Origin of the sequence: Pseudochrobactrum sp. AO18b (genome assembly GCF_000409565.1) — a bacterium.
In the GTDB taxonomy this organism is placed as follows: domain Bacteria; phylum Pseudomonadota; class Alphaproteobacteria; order Rhizobiales; family Rhizobiaceae; genus Pseudochrobactrum; species Pseudochrobactrum saccharolyticum.
Genome location: NZ_ANNO01000396.1, coordinates 18,481 through 34,340, shown reverse-complemented (window position 1 = coordinate 34,340; position 15,860 = coordinate 18,481). Strand labels below are relative to the sequence as shown.

Below are 15,860 nucleotides of genomic sequence, written 5' to 3'. Positions count from 1 at the left end.
TTTTTCATTGGGTGGAATATTGGTGATTAGCTATTGAGCTTCAGCCAGTCTGCCAGTGATTTTCGGCTGTTACCGTCACGGCCGGTAAAGCTTTCTGCTGCACACATGGAGTTGAGAATGGCTTCCTGTGTGGATTCTGTTGCTGCGCGGAACAGCTGGTCAATCTTGTCTTCATTCAGTGCCTGCATGGTCACCAGATCGGACTTCTGGTCGTGATCGATGGTGTTGCCGGTGGTAAAGCCGATAACAATATCACCGCTGCCATGACCCCAGAATGCACCAAGGCGTGCGATACCCGCACCGCAGCGACGAATGACGCGCTGTAACTGGCGGTGTTCCAGCGGAATATCGGTCGCCATAATCATCATGATCGAACCTTTTTCCGGTTGCTCGGGGAAGTCCGATGTCGGATGACGGCCATCCGGCAGTGTCAGATCGCCTTTGCGACCGAAATTGGAGAGTACCAATGTGCCCAGATGATAGTCTTTGCCATCCAGTTTGATACGGCGGGATGAAGTGCCGATACCGCCTTTGAAACCGAAACAGGTCATGCCGGTGCCGGCACCGACATTGCCCTGTGCCACTGCACCGGTGGTTGCAGTATCGAGTGCCGCATAAGCGTGCTCTTCGGTAACGGCCATAGCCTGAATATCATTGAGCGGGCCGTCATTGCATTCGCCGACAACCGCATTGACGGTCGAGGTCGTGCGGCCGATATCGCTGTTCGCAGCAATCGCACGTTTGATCAGTGCATTCACGCAAGTGCCGGTGCTGAGCGTATTGGTCAACAGGATCGGTGTTTCCAGCGAGCCGAGCTCGTTGACCTGCACAAGACCGGCGCTTTTGCCAAAGCCATTAATGGATTCGGATGCTGCAAGAACCTTCTTGCGGAACATATTGCCGTCATGCGGCACAATCGCGGTTACACCGGTATTGATATTGCCTTCACGGATGGTGGTGTGGCCGACTTTAACGCCCGGAACATCGGTAATGGCATTATGCGTACCGGTTGGCATGATGCCGCAAACAATACCGAAATCGCGTGCTGAAGCAGACATGGGATACTCCTGTTAAAGCATTTCCAGCAAAAGTGCGAAGCGGTTTGCGTCGGATAATGCGTGAAAACAAAGATTTAGAGCGGTTAAAAATCCATTTTAAATGCAACGGCTCTAAAACCGTAGAGGCATGCGGTAAGAAACAGATCGCAGATAAAGAATGACAGCCCGACCGGTTTCCGGAGGGGCTGTCAGGGCATTATCATCAGGCATTAAAAAGAAACGTAGTATCACTTCTGCGGCGATACTGCCGTTTCAGTGTGGTGCTAATGCCCGACATATGATCAGTGCCAAGGAAATTAAACGGTCTTTTCCGGGGGAGGCCCAAAAGATCAGAACCGTTTACGGGGCGCTTGCGATCATGACGGTATCCGGCCAGAATTACGAAATTATGGCCGGATGAATTCAGTTTTATCGAAAAATTAAGCCGACAGTTTTTGAAACACAGTTTTCAAAGAAAACCAGTTCTGTTTTTTAAACTGCTTTAGCAATCTCGATATATTTTTCCTGCAGGCTGCGGGTAATTGCACCCGGCTTGCCGTCTGCAATGACTGTGCCTGCAATTTTCACAACAGGGGTCACAAAACCGGAAGCACTGGTCTGGAATGCTTCTTTCGCTTTGAAGGCTTCTTCAAGCGTAAAGCGGCGTTCTTCAATCTTCAGGCTCTGTTCTTCAGCAATTTTAAGCATGGCCAGACGTGTGCAGCCCGGCAGAATTGCATTCGAATTCGGGCGCACAATCAGTGAGCCTTCTGCGGTGATGATGAATGCACTGGAGGACGCACCTTCAGTAATATAGCCGTCTTCCTGCATCCATGCGTCCTGACAACCATGCGCGGTTGCTTCCTGCTTGGCAAGTACCTGAGCCAGCAACATCACAGTTTTAATGTCGCGGCGCTGCCAGCGGATATCATCCACAACATGAATGGCAATACCGTTTTTCTGGGCAGCAGACGCAGTCAGGTTTTTAACCTGCGTGTAAGCAACCAGCGATGGTGTCATATCTTTGCTGTAAACGAAGTCACGATCCGCAGCACCGCGAGTGATCTGCATATAGACCACACCTTCAGTGAGATTGTTGCGCTTGATCAGCTCTTTTTGCATAGTGATGATGTCTTCGTCGCTCATCGGCGCCGGTACATCAATCATCTTCAGAGAACGGCCAAGACGCGCCATATGGGCATCATTGTCAACGAGCTTGCCATCGATAACTGCACTGACTTCATAAATCCCGTCTGCGAATACGAAACCGCGGTCAAAGACCGAGATCTTGGCTTCTTCTTCAGGGACATAGGCACCGTTTACATATACAATTCGGCTCACAACGCATTCCTTGGCGTTAAAATTTTATGGGAATCTGCTGAAACTGAAGCTATGAAAAAAAATCAGGCAGAGCCAATGCTTTGTTTTTTGGTTGTTATGCAAGATTTGCATATTCTGCATGACAGATATTCTGTCTGTGATAATGCGACATAAAATGCCGGAAAAGCGTGTTTCGGGGTGCAAAAAGAGCAATAACTTTTAATAGCGGTCAAGTCATAACCACGGGTTATCGGAACCGCTATTTTTTATGCTCTCGCTGGCACGGCCAGTTTGCCTAAGCTGATAAGCATAAGAGGAACTATGCCGGTTACAGGCTCTCAGCCTGTCCGGTTTATAAATATGTATGACGGGCTTTGTTTTATAACAATAAAAACAGAAACAAGCCGGACGGCATAAAGCGTCGGTCTGCAATCAGATAAAAGAACGCTGTGATCCGTTGAAATATCCTGTGCCGGTTGTGCAATGCTGCGGGCAGGCATGGAGAATGCATAAGGGGAGAAACTGCGGGTGAAAACCAGTCAGAAAACGGTTATCCGGCTTGAAAAACTGCAAAAGCATTATGGCGCGCATATTGTTCTCAAAGAGATCGATCTGACTGTGACCTCCGGTGAGGTGCTGGCGATTATCGGGCCGTCCGGTTCGGGCAAAAGCACATTGCTGCGCTGCATCAATTATATTGAGCCGCCGGATGCCGGTATTGTCACGGTCGGTGATGTGACCCTGCAGGCCAAGAAAAAAGCCTCTGCCAAACAATTGCATGATCTGCGCCATTCAATCGGTATGGTGTTTCAGTCGTTTAATCTGTTTCCGCATATGAGTGTGCTACGCAATGTCAGTCTGGCGCAGGAACGTGTGCTTGGCCGCTCTAAAAAGGAGGCCGATGAGCGCTCAATGGATTTACTGGAGAAAGTCGGTCTTGCCGACAAAGCGCAGCAATATCCGATGCGTTGCTCCGGTGGACAGCAGCAGCGTATCGCTATTGCCCGCGCTCTGGCACTTGATCCGAAAGTGATGCTGTTTGACGAACCGACCTCGGCGCTTGATCCCGAACTGGGGCTGGAAGTGCTGAGCGTCATGCGCAGGCTGGCCGACAGCGGCATGACCATGATTGTTGTGACCCATGAGATGGGCTTTGCCGAGAATGTCTCCGACACAGTGATGGTAATGGCCGACGGCAATGTGATTGAAAGCGGGCCCAGCCGCGAAGTGATGCGCAATCCGCAGACGGAGCGGGCGCAGCGTTTCCTCAAAGCGGTGAATGAGCGTTAAATGCTGGCAGATTTCTCTTATATCATTCGCGGTTTGCCCTGGACTGTTGCGCTCACGGTCTCGGCTCTGGCTGTCGGTACGATACTCGGACTGATCCTGATGCTGATGCGGCGCTCCAAGTTCTGGCCGCTGCGCCTGCTGGCAACCGTCTATATCAATCTGGTGCGCGGTATCCCGCCTCTGGTGTGGCTGTTTGTGATCTTTTTCGGTCTTGGCACCGGTTATATTACCATCAATCCGTTTATGGCGGCGCTGACCGGTTTTGGCATGATTGCCGGAGCCAATATGGCAGAGATTTTTCGTGGCGGCATGATGGCTGTCCATCACGGGCAGTTTGAAGCCGCAGAGGCGCTTAATCTCAGCCGTTATCATGCTTTCAAGGATGTGGTAGCACCGCAGATGCTGCGCGTATCGCTGCCATCTGCTGCCAGTTATGCGATTGGCCTGCTTAAAGACAGTGCGATTGCCTCAGCCATTGGCGTGACAGAACTGGCCTATCAGGGCAGCCAGCTCTCGCAAATGACCTTCCGCGGCCTTGAGGTTTTTGCCGTGGTGGCCTTGCTTTATATTCTTCTCAGCCTGCCGGTTGCATGGCTGTCACGGACTGCGGATATCTATCTGCGGGCGAAGGTGGCACGATGATTGATTTTCCGATTGATGATGTCATTTCATGGATGCCGGAACTGCTCGACGGGCTGGCTCTGAGCGTTAAGGTCACGCTGGCCAGTCTGGCGATTGGTATCCCTTTCGGCTTGCTGCTGGCACTGGGCGTGCAGGCAAAGTCGAAATTCACGCGCGGGCTGTGTCTGGTGATTGTCGAAATCGGGCGCGGTGCTCCGGCTCTGATCCTGCTGCAATTCATCTATTTCGGATTGCCGAGTGCCGGTATCACGATGACGTCGATTGTGGCAGCGATTGCGGCGCTGAGCTGGAATACCGGTGCCTATACAAGCGAGATCATCCGTGCAGGGCTTGAATCCGTGCCTGCCGGGCAGAAAGAAGCGGTGATGGCGCTGAATATGAGCCGGATTGACGGTTTGCGCTATGTGATCCTGCCGCAGGGACTGCGTGTGGCTGTGCCTGCTTTGCTCGGTTTTTCGATCCTGATTTTTCAGGCAACATCTCTGTGTTTCACCATTGCCATGCCGGAACTGATCAGTCGTGCCTATGAAATCGGTTCGACGACTTTCCTGTATTTTCCGGCTCTGCTGGCGGCAGGTATTCTCTATGCAATGATCTGCATTCCGGCATCTATGCTGGTAAGCTGGGTTGAAAAACGTGCGGGACGTTTCTCCCGTTAAAAATAAATAATAACATAAACAATATGGGGTAGTGATATGAAATTAATGGGAAAAATGATCGTCGCAGCATCGGTTCTTGCCGGTGCAACGGCACTGGTTGCAGTGCAGGCCAATGCACAGAGCTGCACACCGAAAAACAGTTTTAAAACTGTTGAAGAGGGTGTGCTGACCATCGCTGTTACCACTTATGCGCCTTATTCCTATCTCTCACCGGAAGGCGAAGCCAAAGGCGTTGACGGCGATATTGCCAATAAGATCGCCGAGATGGAATGTCTGAAGGTTAAGGCCGTGGCCGTGGATACCGCTGCCGGCATTCAATATGTGTTGTCAGGCAAGGCCGATATCACCACCGGTGACTGGTATCGCACGGCAGAACGCGCCAAGGTGATGAACCTGTCATGGCCGCTCTATAATGACCAGATGGGTATTTATACCAAGGAAGGTTTTGAAGAGGTCAAGGATATTGAGGGCAAAAGCGTTGGCACCGTACAGGGTTATCTCTGGGTTGCAGACCTGAAGAAGCTGCTCGGCAGCAATCTCAAGCTCTATCCGAATTCCGTGAGCATGCAGCAGGATCTGGCTGCCGGACGTATTGCTGTTGGTATTGACGGTTATTCTACCGGTGTTGTCGCCAAGAAAGCCGGAGCCATGCCGGATATTGAAGTGAAGGTTGCCAAGAGCGATGATCGTGTGAAAGCCACGACTGAGGCCGGACAGGGCAGCTTCCCTTATTCCAAGAAAAATCCGGAACTTGGTGCGGCGCTTGATGCCAATATCAAGGCACTGCATGAAGATGGTACAATCAAATCTATTCTGACTGCCAATGGCATGGAAGCTTCAGCCGGTGATGTCGGCGAGCCACGTCTGATTGACTAAAAATAATAAAGGACCGGATTAATTTTAGTCCGGTCTCTCTTTTGCAGGAAGAAAGTACATGGCGCTGGATCATTATTATACGCTCGGTCGCTCAGGTTTACGGGTTAGCCGGATGGCGCTCGGCACCATGACTTTCGGCAATGCAGCTATTCGCGGGATCAGCGGCAGCTGGGGCAGCGCCGATGAGATATCGGGCGCGATATTTGATCATTATACCGATATGGGCGGCAATTTTATTGACACCGCAAATTCCTATGGTGCGGGGGCCAGTGAAAGCCTGATCGGGCAGTTTATGCGCGAGAAAGGTAATCGTGAACGGCTGGTGCTGGCGACCAAATACAGCAACAGTCTTGAACCCGGCAATCCCAATGCAGGCGGTAACAGCCGCAAGGCCATGATGCGGGCGGTTGAAGATTCCCTGCGTCGTTTGGGAACGGATTATATCGACCTCTATATGGTGCATACATGGGACCGTATAACGCCAGCGGAAGAGGTGGTGCGCACGCTGGATGATCTGGTGCGGGCAGGAAAAATCCGTTACGGCGGACTGTCTGATGTGCCTGCATGGTATGCGGCTCGGGCACAGACATGGGCGGAGTGCCATGCGCTGACACCGCTGATCAGTCTGCAATTGCCATATTCACTTGCCGAGCGGAATATTGAACAGGAATTTGTGCCGCTGGCGCAGAATATGGGCTTGGGCATTACCGTCTGGAGCCCGTTATCCATGGGGCTGCTTTCAGGGAAATACCGCGTTGAGGGTGATCGCTGGGCAGGAGAAGGTCGCCTGACTACTGATGCATCCGGCAAAGGCATGGGGCTGTTTACGGCGCGCAATCACGCCATTCTCTCGGCCTTGCAGGATGTGGCAGCAGAGCTTGAGCGTCCGATGGCACAGGTGGCTTTGAGCTGGGTGCTGAATCGCCCGTCTGTTGCATCACTGATTATCGGTGCGAGTAAACTGGCGCAGTTGCAGGATAATATTGCGGCCTTTGAATTGCAGATACCTGCGGAACTGAGCGCAAGACTGGATGCCGCAAGTGCTCTGCCTGCACCGCAGCCTTATGCTTTGTTTGATGCGGATTATCAGGCGGGGGTGCTGAATACCGGTACATCGGTTGGCGATAAACCTGCCTCTTACGCGCCGCCGCAATGGATGCCGAAGGTGGATGATTTCACCTATGGTAAGGGCTGATTTTTATTATACGGAGAGCGGTATAAATTGCCGCTTTTATTAAATTTAGACATTAAGAAATTTATATAAAATCATGAATTGTAATAATTAATGATGTTTCATTTTCTTTACGTGGTACGCAAAATAATCGCGTTTTATATATGAGATTTTTATATCTCTCCTTCTTTCCCTCTCTCGAACCACTATGCGTTTTGGCGCCATAGTTCCGCCTGATTTCGGCTTGTCGCGCTTAGCGCTGCTGCCGGAAGCAGCTGCTGCACTTGCACCGGCTGAAATTCAGGAGTTCGAAAAATGGATGTCATCATGATTGCCGCAGGCGCCGGATTTATCTGCCTGTCTTATTTCTACGCCCTTGTTTGCGACCGGCTGTGAGGGCGCGTCATGTGGTTTGATTATGTTCTCGGCGGCTCGGTAGCCGCATTGCTCAGCCTCTATCTGCTTTATGCACTGGCACGACCTGAGCGCTTTTAAAACTGTTTTAGAAACGGAAAGTATTTTCCAATGACTTTCAACGGAATATTGCAGATTGCGATCCTGTTCGGGCTCACAATTCTGCTGGTGAAACCGGTCGGCGGGTATCTGACCCGCGTGTTCACCGGTGAACGAACCTTCCTCTCGCCGGTGATCGCACCGGTTGAGCGCGGCCTCTATAAACTGGCCGGAACTCATGAAAAAGAAGAGCAACACTGGACGGTCTATGCGGCGTCGCTGCTGATGTTCAGCATTGCCGGTTTTGTAGCGCTCTATTTGTTGCAGCGTCTGCAAGGGGCATTGCCTTACAACCCTGCGGGTATGCAGGCTGTGGAGCCGACATCTGCCTTTAATACGGCAATCAGCTTCATGACCAATACCAACTGGCAGGGTTATGGTGGTGAAAGCACGATGAGCTATTTCACCCAGATGGCCGGTATCACAGTGCAGAACTTTGTTTCTGCTGCGGTGGGTATTGCCGGTGCTATGGCGATTACCCGTGGTTTTGCCCGTTCTTCGAGCAACACTATCGGCAATTTCTGGGTCGATCTGACCCGCGCCACGCTTTATGTGTTGCTGCCTATCTGCATTATCGGCACACTTGTACTGGTGTGGCAGGGTGTGCCGCAAAATCTCAATGCCTATACGCTTGCGACCACACTTGAAGGTGCGCAGCAGACCATTGCGCAAGGGCCTGTGGCCTCGCAGATGATTATCAAGCATCTGGGCACCAATGGTGGTGGCTTCTTCAATGCTAACTCAGCGCATCCGTTTGAAAATCCGACAGCGCTGACCAACCTTATCCATTTGCTGTCGATTTTCGTGATCTCTACTGCCATGACCAATGTGTTCGGCCGTATGGTCGGCAATCAGCGTCAGGGCTGGGTATTGTTCGCCGTCTTCGGTGTGCTAGTGGTGCTGGGAACTTCGGTGCTCTATTGGGCTGAATCCAGCGGTAATCCGCTGATGCAGGCTCTGGGCACTGTCGGTGGTAATATGGAAGGCAAAGAAGCGCGCTTTGGCATTGCGCTGTCGGCGCTGTTCTCTGAGGTCACGACTGCGGCCTCCACCGGTGCGGTCAATAATATGCATGACAGCCTGATGCCACTCGGTGGTCTGGTGCCGCTTTTCAATATGCAGATCCCAAATCTTGGCGGTATTGGTGCCGGTATCTACGGCATGTTGCTGTTCTTCATTCTGGCGATCTTCATTGCCGGTCTGATGGTTGGCCGTACACCGGAATATCTGGGCAAGAAAATCGAGGCCAAAGAGGTCAAGATGAGCCTGCTGGCCACGCTCGGACCATCGCTTGCCATTCTCGGTTTTGCTGCATTGGCTGTGGTTTTGCCGCAAGGATTGTCAAGCATTCAGGATGTAGGCCCGCATGGCTTCAGCGAAGTGCTCTACGCTTACTCTTCCGGTGCCAACAATAACGGTAGTGCCTTTGCCGGTCTCAATGCCAATACGCCTTTCTACAATCTCACCATCGGTTTTGCGATGCTGATGGGGCGCTTTTTGCTGATTGTGCCGGTGCTGGCGATTGCCGGTTCGCTGGCCGCCAAAAAAACCGTTCCTGCCTCTGCCGGTACATTGCCGACCACTGGCCCGCTATTTGTCGGTCTGGTCTTTGGTGTGACGATGATTGTCGGCGGTCTTACTTTCTTCCCGGCCTTGGCGCTGGGGCCGGTTGTCGAGCATTTCGCAATGCTCTCCGGTCAGCTGTTTTAAAGGTGCGTGATGGCGAAGAATTCTTTTCTGATGAAGCAATTATTTCGTTCCAACGCCGCGCAAAAACAAAATCCGCGCGGTGTGAAAAAGGAAGATTGCCCGAAACTCACCAGTATTATGCTGATCCTTGTGCTGGCGATGCTGGCCGGTGTTTTTCTCGTGAAGGCGCTGACCTGAGTTTAAGTTAAAACATTAACTTATCACTCTACATCAATGAAAATTCTATGCAGTTTTGCATTAACTTGCATAAAATCAAGACGGAGGGCTCTCATGAGCCAGTCAAAATCTTCCAGTATTCTGGATGCCCAAATCCTGCTGCCTGCCATTGGCGGCGCTTTTCGCAAACTCGATCCGCGGGTGCTGGCGAAAAATCCGGTGATGTTTGTCGTTGCGGTTGTCACCGTGCTGACCACGGTGCTCTTTATCCGCGATTTGGCGGGTGGCGGAGCGGATCTGGGCTTCTCGTTTCAGATCATTCTGTGGCTGTGGTTCACTATTCTGTTTGCCAATTTTGCGGAAGCGGTGGCTGAAGGGCGCGGTAAAGCACAGGCGGAATCTCTGCGCCGCACCCGTACCGAAACCGAAGCAAAATTGCTCAGTGGCGACAGTAAAACCAACTATACGGTTGTTGCGGGTAACAGCCTTAAGGTCGGCGATATTGTGCTGGTGGAAGCTGGAGACATTATCCCTTCCGACGGTGAGGTTATCGAAGGTGTGGCCTCGGTGAATGAGGCGGCTATCACCGGTGAATCCGCGCCGGTAATCCGTGAATCCGGTGGTGACCGTTCGGCTGTGACCGGCGGTACGCAAGTGCTGTCCGACTGGATACGGGTGCGTATTACCGCTGCTGCCGGATCGACCTTTATTGACCGGATGATCTCACTGGTCGAAGGCGCAGAACGCCAGAAGACGCCAAACGAGATTGCGCTGAATATTCTGCTCGCCGGTATGACGCTGATCTTTGTTCTGGCTGTGGTGACCATTCCGAGTTTTGCCACTTATGCGGGCGGTTCCGTGCCGGTGATTGTGCTGGTGGCTTTGTTCGTTACGCTGATCCCGACTACCATCGGCGCTTTGCTCTCCGCCATCGGTATTGCCGGTATGGATCGCCTGGTGCGGTTCAATGTGCTGGCTATGTCCGGCCGTGCGGTGGAAGCTGCCGGTGATGTTGATACACTGCTGCTCGATAAGACCGGCACAATTACGCTTGGTAATCGTCAGGCGACTGAGTTCCGTCCCGTCACAGGTGTCAGCGAACAGCAACTGGCCGATGCGGCGCAGCTTGCCTCACTTGCCGACGAGACACCGGAAGGCCGCTCCATCGTTGTGCTGGCTAAAGAGAAATACGGCATCCGTGCCCGTGATATGGCAAGCCTGCATGCAAGCTTTGTGCCTTTTACCGCACAAAGCCGGATGAGCGGCGTCGATGTGGATGGCAGTATCATTCGCAAAGGTGCGGTGGATGCGGTGCTGAAATATGTCGAGGCGGAAGGCAGTAAAGCTTCTACACCTGCCCAGCTACAGGAAATCCAGTCAATTGCCGCGCAGATTGCCAAGGCGGGCGGTACGCCGTTGGCTGTGGTCAAAGACGGGCAGCTGATGGGCGTTGTCTCGCTGAAGGATATTGTCAAAGGCGGTATCCGTGAGCGTTTTGCGGAACTACGCCGCATGGGCATCCGCACGGTAATGATTACCGGTGATAATCCGATGACGGCCGCGGCGATTGCCGCAGAAGCGGGCGTGGATGATTTCCTTGCGCAGGCAACACCGGAGAACAAGCTGTCGCTGATCCGTGAGGAGCAGGCCAAGGGCAAGCTGGTGGCAATGTGCGGTGACGGTACCAATGATGCGCCGGCACTGGCACAGGCTGATGTGGGTGTGGCGATGAATACCGGTACAGTAGCTGCACGTGAGGCGGGCAATATGGTCGATCTCGATAGTGATCCGACCAAGCTGATTGAGATCGTGGAAATCGGCAAGCAATTGCTGATGACACGCGGTGCGCTGACAACCTTCTCGATTGCCAATGATATTGCCAAATATTTCGCGATTATTCCGGCAATGTTCCTCGCTTTCTACCCGCAGCTCGGCGTGCTGAATATTATGGGGCTGCATAGTCCGCAGAGCGCCATTCTCTCGGCCATTATCTTTAATGCGCTGATTATCGTGGCGCTGATCCCGCTGTCACTGCGCGGGGTTAAATATCAGGCGGTTGGTGCGGGCGCACTGCTGAGCCGCAATCTGATGATCTACGGTCTTGGCGGGATTATCGTGCCTTTCGTGGCGATCAAGCTGATTGACATGGCAATTACCGCTCTGGCTCTGGTGTAAGGAATAAACCCATGTTGAAACAATTACGTCCTGCTGTGGTGATGATTGTCAGTCTGACCGTAATCACCGGTATTGCCTATCCGCTGGCTATGACCAGTGTGGCGCAGACCCTGTTTCCTTCTCAGGCCAATGGCAGTCTGATCGTGAAGGACAATAAGGTGATCGGCTCATCCCTGATTGGCCAGCAATTCACCTCCGAGCGCTATTTTCACGGTCGCCCGAGTGCTGCAGGTGATGGTTATAATGCTGCATCCTCCGGCGGTTCCAATCTGGCGCCAACCAGCGCTGCGTTACTGGATCGCGTAAAGACCGATGTGGCCAAGCTGCAGGCAGAGAATCCAAACCAGCCGGTGCCTGTTGATCTGGTGACAGCATCCGGCAGCGGGCTTGATCCGCATATTACGCCGGAAGCGGCTTTGTTCCAGATACCGCGCGTTGCCAAGGCACGCGGATTGGATGAGGCCAAGCTCAAAACATTGGTCGATGCTCAGATACAGGAGCGTTTGCTGGGCGTGCTGGGCGAGCCGGTTGTGAATGTGCTTGCGCTTAATCTCGCACTGGATCAGGTTAAATAAGACAGAACATGCAGAGTCCGGATCATAATTGATGAATGATGACAGTCAGCTGCAGGAAAGCATGCGCAATGATGACGGCAGACCGTCACCGGATGCGCTGCTCGCCAAAGCCGAACAGGAAACACGCGGCCGCCTCAAGATTTTTCTCGGGGCGGCTCCGGGCGTTGGTAAAACCTATGAAATGCTGATGTCCGGCCGTAGTCTTTTGGCTGACGGCGAGGATGTGGTGATCGGGGTTGTCGAGACGCATGGTCGTCAGGAAACACAGGCTCTGACCGAAGGCTATGAGATTATTCCCCGTGCGCGTGTCGATTATAAAGGCCATGTGCTTGAGGAGATGGATCTCGACGCTGTGCTGGCGCGTCATCCCAAGCTGGTGCTGGTGGATGAGCTGGCGCATACGAATGCTCCGGGTAGCAGGCACCCCAAGCGTTATCTTGATGTTGAAGAACTGCTTGCCAACGGCATTGATGTTTATACCACGCTGAATATTCAGCATGTCGAGAGCCTTAATGATGTGGTGGCGCAGATCACCCGTATCCGTGTGCGCGAAACCGTGCCGGACAGTATTATCGACCGCGCTGATGATATCGAGATTGTTGATATTACACCGGAAGACCTGATTAAGCGCCTGAAAGAAGGCAAGGTCTATCTGCCCAAGACGGCGAAACGCGCGACACAAAATTACTTCTCTGCCGGTAATCTCACTGCTTTACGCGAACTTGCTTTGCGGCGCACGGCACAACGTGTCGACGATCAGTTGCTTAGCCATATGCAAGCCAATGCCATTTCGGGACCGTGGTCTGCCGGTGAACGTGTGCTTGTTTGCATTGATGAACAGCCGCATGGCGCGGCACTGATCCGCTATGCCCGCAGACAGGCCGACCGGCTGCGTACGCCGTGGACAGCGCTCTATGTGGAGACATCCCGCGCGGCAACGCTTTCGGAAGAAGAGAAAGACCGTATTGCCACCACCTCACGGCTGGCAGAGCAGCTCGGCGGTGAAATTATTACGCTGACCGGCCATGATGTGGCGCAGGACATAATCAACTATGCTTTGGCGCATAATTTCAGCCATATTGTTATCGGCAAGCCGAACAAGTCGCGTCTGCGTGAAATGTTTGAAGGATCAGTCTCGCATAACCTGATCCGTAAGGCCGGTAATCTCAGTATTCATATTATTTCCGGTACGCAGCAGGAAGCTGCGCCGGTGCGTCAGGTGGCGACCGCAGAGGAAAAAGCATTTTCGCTACGGCCTTATCTGCTGAGCCTTGGCTATATCGCGATTGCGCTGGTTGTTGGTACTTTGCTCGATCATGTGCTGGATGTGCGCAATATCGCGCTGGTGTTCCTGATGGCCGTGCTGGCGACGGCTGTGGCCTCCGGTCTGCGGCCTGCCTTGTTCGCTTCGCTGGTCAGTGCGCTTGTTTTCAATTTCTTCTTCCTGCCACCGCTCTACACTTTGCATATTGCAGGGCCGGAGAGTGTGATTGCACTGGCATTCTTCATTTGTGTGGCGCTGGTCGCCAGTAATCTGACTGCGCGTGTGCAGAGGCAGGCTGCTGCGGCGCGTAACCGCGCCAGAACAATGGAAGGGCTCTATCAGTTCAGTAAAAAATTGGCCGGAGCCGGAACGCTGGAAGATGTGCTCTGGGCAACGGTCTATCAGATTGCAGCGCTGCTCAAAGTACGTGTGGTGGTGCTGTTGCCGGATGAAGGCACAGCCAATACGTCTATTTCCGTGCGTGCCGGTTATCCGCCGGATGATACGCTTGCCGATGCAGATATTGCTGCTGCCCGCTGGGCATGGGAGCATGACCATCCTGCAGGGCGAGGAGCAGACACCTTGCCTGGTGCCAAGCGCCTTTATCTGCCGTTGCGTGCTGTCGGTAATACAATTGGTGTGGTCGGGCTGGATGATGACCGGCAAGGGCCGATCCTGACGCCGGAGCAGCAACGGTTGTTTGATGCACTGGCAGAGCAGGCGGCATTGGCGATTGCGCGTATTCAACTGGTGGATGATCTGGATCGCGCTCAGCTCGCCGTTGAGGCAGACCGGTTGCGCTCGGCCTTGCTGACCTCGATCTCCCATGATCTTAAAACACCGCTCGCAGCCATTCTTGGCGCTGCAGACACATTGAAGAGCTATTCCGGCTCTCTGCCTGATACTGACCGTGCTGAGTTGCTGACGACGGTGGTGGATGAGTCCGAGCGGCTCAACCGCTTTATCGCCAACCTGCTGGATATGACGCGGATTGAATCGGGTGCCATGCAGCCGAATAAATCTCTGCATTATTTGGGGGATATTGTCGGCAGTGCGCTGAAACGTGCCGCGAAAATTCTGCAACATCACCGTGTTGAAACCGATATTGCCGCCGATCTGCCGATGCTGAAACTTGATCCGGTTTTGTTTGAGCAGGTGTTGTTCAACTTGCTGGACAATGCCGCTAAATACGCGCCGGAAGGCAGTCTGGTCTATATTCATGGGCAGGCGGAGCAGGGTGATATCGTGCTGCGTATCAGCGATGAAGGCGCGGGCATACCGGCGGGTGATGAAATGCGGATTTTCGACAGTTTCTACCGTGTACGCAAAACCGATCAGGTGCGTGCCGGTACAGGGCTTGGGCTGGCAATCTGCAAGGGCTTTACAGAGGCGATGGGCGGCACCATTACAGCTACCAATCGCAGCGATCACGGTGGTCGCAGTGGTGCTGTTTTTACAATCCGATTACCGCTTAGCAGCTGCGCTGAAATGATGAGCGGAACAGAAGAGGGATTATCTCCCCGATGACACAGAATATCGTCAAAATCCTTGTGGTGGATGATGAACCGCCAATCCGTAAACTTTTGCGCGTCGGGCTGGGAACGGAAGGCTTCTTGATTCTTGAGGCACCATCAGCGGCCGTCGCCCGAGAGATTATGCGAGGTGACCGGCCTGATCTGGTGCTGCTGGATCTCGGTCTGCCGGATATGTCGGGACATGATCTTCTGACGCTGTGGCGTTCGGAACTGATTGATCTGCCGGTGATTATTCTTTCCAGCCGCACAGATGAAAGTGGAATCGTCAAAGCACTCGAGCTTGGTGCGGATGATTATGTGACCAAGCCATTTGGCATGAAAGAACTGGCAGCGCGAATCCGCGTGGCACTACGTCATAAATTACAGGAGCAGGGTGAAAAGCCGGTCTTCCAAACCGGTGAGCTGTCGGTTGATCTGGTGAAGCGTATCGTACGGCTCAAAGGGCAGGAGATTAAGCTCTCGCCGAAAGAATATGATATTTTGCGGATCATGGTGCAGCACGCAGGCAAAGTGCTGACGCATAGTTTCATTCTCAATCAGATCTGGGGCGGCATGAGTGATGTGCAATATCTGCGCGTTTATGTGCGCCAGTTGCGCCAGAAACTCGAAGATTCGCCCGATCAGCCGCTTTATATTCTGACAGAGACAGGTGTCGGCTACCGGTTGCGTGAGCCGGACGCTTAAATGTGACGGATTCGCCGGAGATTTTACAAAGTCTCTGGCGAAACGTATTTTATACGCGTCGAAAAACTCTGAGTAATAGAATTAGGATGATTTTTGATTGGGAGATTTGTGCAGATTTAAACTCTTAAAGAAGAGTGGCTCCCCGGGCCGGATTCGAACCAGCGACCAACCGGTTAACAGCCGGTTGCTCTACCGCTGAGCTACCGAGGAATAGTTGCTCTGCATTTGCAATGACAGCCGTATAGCAACGCAA

General features: G+C 52.9%; 14 protein-coding genes and 1 tRNA gene. 12 read left to right on the top strand and 3 right to left on the bottom strand.

The features are described from left to right. Positions 1-26: 26 nt before the first annotated feature. Both A918_RS0115305 and A918_RS0115295 read right to left on the bottom strand, forming a co-directional pair. Complete coding sequence (locus A918_RS0115305) at positions 27-1,058, bottom strand: P1 family peptidase (RefSeq protein ID WP_022711903.1); 1,032 nt, start codon at positions 1,056-1,058, stop codon at positions 27-29. 471 nt (positions 1,059-1,529) lie between these two features. Beyond that, positions 1,530-2,378 (bottom strand): D-amino-acid transaminase, encoded by an 849-nt coding sequence (locus tag A918_RS0115295; protein WP_022711901.1) that lies wholly within the window; start codon positions 2,376-2,378, stop codon positions 1,530-1,532. Between the two features lie 501 nt (positions 2,379-2,879). On the opposite strand from A918_RS0115295, the gene A918_RS0115290 reads away from it, so the two are divergent. From A918_RS0115290 to A918_RS0115230, 12 genes are all read left to right on the top strand, one after another. Beyond that, positions 2,880-3,647 (top strand): ATP-binding cassette domain-containing protein, encoded by a 768-nt coding sequence (locus tag A918_RS0115290; protein WP_028233867.1) that lies wholly within the window; start codon positions 2,880-2,882, stop codon positions 3,645-3,647. Next, positions 3,648-4,289, top strand: coding sequence for an amino acid ABC transporter permease (locus A918_RS0115285; protein WP_022711899.1), 642 nt, complete (start codon positions 3,648-3,650; stop codon positions 4,287-4,289). Further along, positions 4,286-4,948 (top strand): amino acid ABC transporter permease, encoded by a 663-nt coding sequence (locus tag A918_RS0115280; protein WP_022711898.1) that lies wholly within the window; start codon positions 4,286-4,288, stop codon positions 4,946-4,948. Before A918_RS0115285 ends, A918_RS0115280 begins: the two co-directional genes overlap by 4 nt. 36 nt (positions 4,949-4,984) lie before the next feature. Beyond that, positions 4,985-5,824 carry an ABC transporter substrate-binding protein gene (locus A918_RS0115275; RefSeq protein WP_022711897.1) on the top strand — a complete coding sequence of 280 codons (840 nt, stop codon included), beginning with the start codon at positions 4,985-4,987 and terminating at the stop codon, positions 5,822-5,824. A gap of 58 nt (positions 5,825-5,882) precedes the next feature. Then, positions 5,883-7,019, top strand: coding sequence for an aldo/keto reductase (locus A918_RS0115270; RefSeq protein WP_022711896.1), 1,137 nt, complete (start codon positions 5,883-5,885; stop codon positions 7,017-7,019). 381 nt (positions 7,020-7,400) lie between these two features. Continuing rightward, positions 7,401-7,490 carry a potassium-transporting ATPase subunit F gene (locus A918_RS20715; RefSeq protein ID WP_022711895.1) on the top strand — a complete coding sequence of 30 codons (90 nt, stop codon included), beginning with the start codon at positions 7,401-7,403 and terminating at the stop codon, positions 7,488-7,490. A 30-nt stretch (positions 7,491-7,520) separates the two neighbouring features. Then, the gene (gene kdpA / locus A918_RS0115255; protein WP_022711894.1) at positions 7,521-9,218 is read left to right on the top strand and encodes a potassium-transporting ATPase subunit KdpA; all 1,698 of its coding nucleotides are present in this window, start codon (positions 7,521-7,523) and stop codon (positions 9,216-9,218) included. Between the two features lie 9 nt (positions 9,219-9,227). Then, on the top strand, positions 9,228-9,395 hold the full coding sequence (locus A918_RS21875; RefSeq protein ID WP_022711893.1) for a hypothetical protein: 168 nt from the start codon (positions 9,228-9,230) through the stop codon (positions 9,393-9,395). 93 nt (positions 9,396-9,488) lie between these two features. Further along, positions 9,489-11,549: a potassium-transporting ATPase subunit KdpB gene (gene kdpB, locus A918_RS0115245; RefSeq protein ID WP_022711892.1), complete on the top strand. Its 2,061-nt coding sequence runs from the start codon at positions 9,489-9,491 to the stop codon at positions 11,547-11,549. 11 nt (positions 11,550-11,560) lie between these two features. Beyond that, positions 11,561-12,124 (top strand): potassium-transporting ATPase subunit KdpC, encoded by a 564-nt coding sequence (gene kdpC, locus A918_RS0115240; RefSeq protein WP_022711891.1) that lies wholly within the window; start codon positions 11,561-11,563, stop codon positions 12,122-12,124. A gap of 31 nt (positions 12,125-12,155) precedes the next feature. Further along, positions 12,156-14,915 (top strand): sensor histidine kinase KdpD, encoded by a 2,760-nt coding sequence (locus A918_RS0115235; RefSeq protein WP_022711890.1) that lies wholly within the window; start codon positions 12,156-12,158, stop codon positions 14,913-14,915. Beyond that, positions 14,912-15,607 (top strand): response regulator transcription factor, encoded by a 696-nt coding sequence (locus A918_RS0115230; RefSeq protein WP_022711889.1) that lies wholly within the window; start codon positions 14,912-14,914, stop codon positions 15,605-15,607. The genes A918_RS0115235 and A918_RS0115230 overlap by 4 nt, the downstream gene beginning before the upstream one ends. Positions 15,608-15,742: 135 nt before the next feature. On the opposite strand, the gene A918_RS0115225 is transcribed toward A918_RS0115230, so the two are convergent. Further along, positions 15,743-15,817 (bottom strand) — tRNA-Asn (locus A918_RS0115225). Between the last annotated feature and the right edge of the window lie 43 nt (positions 15,818-15,860).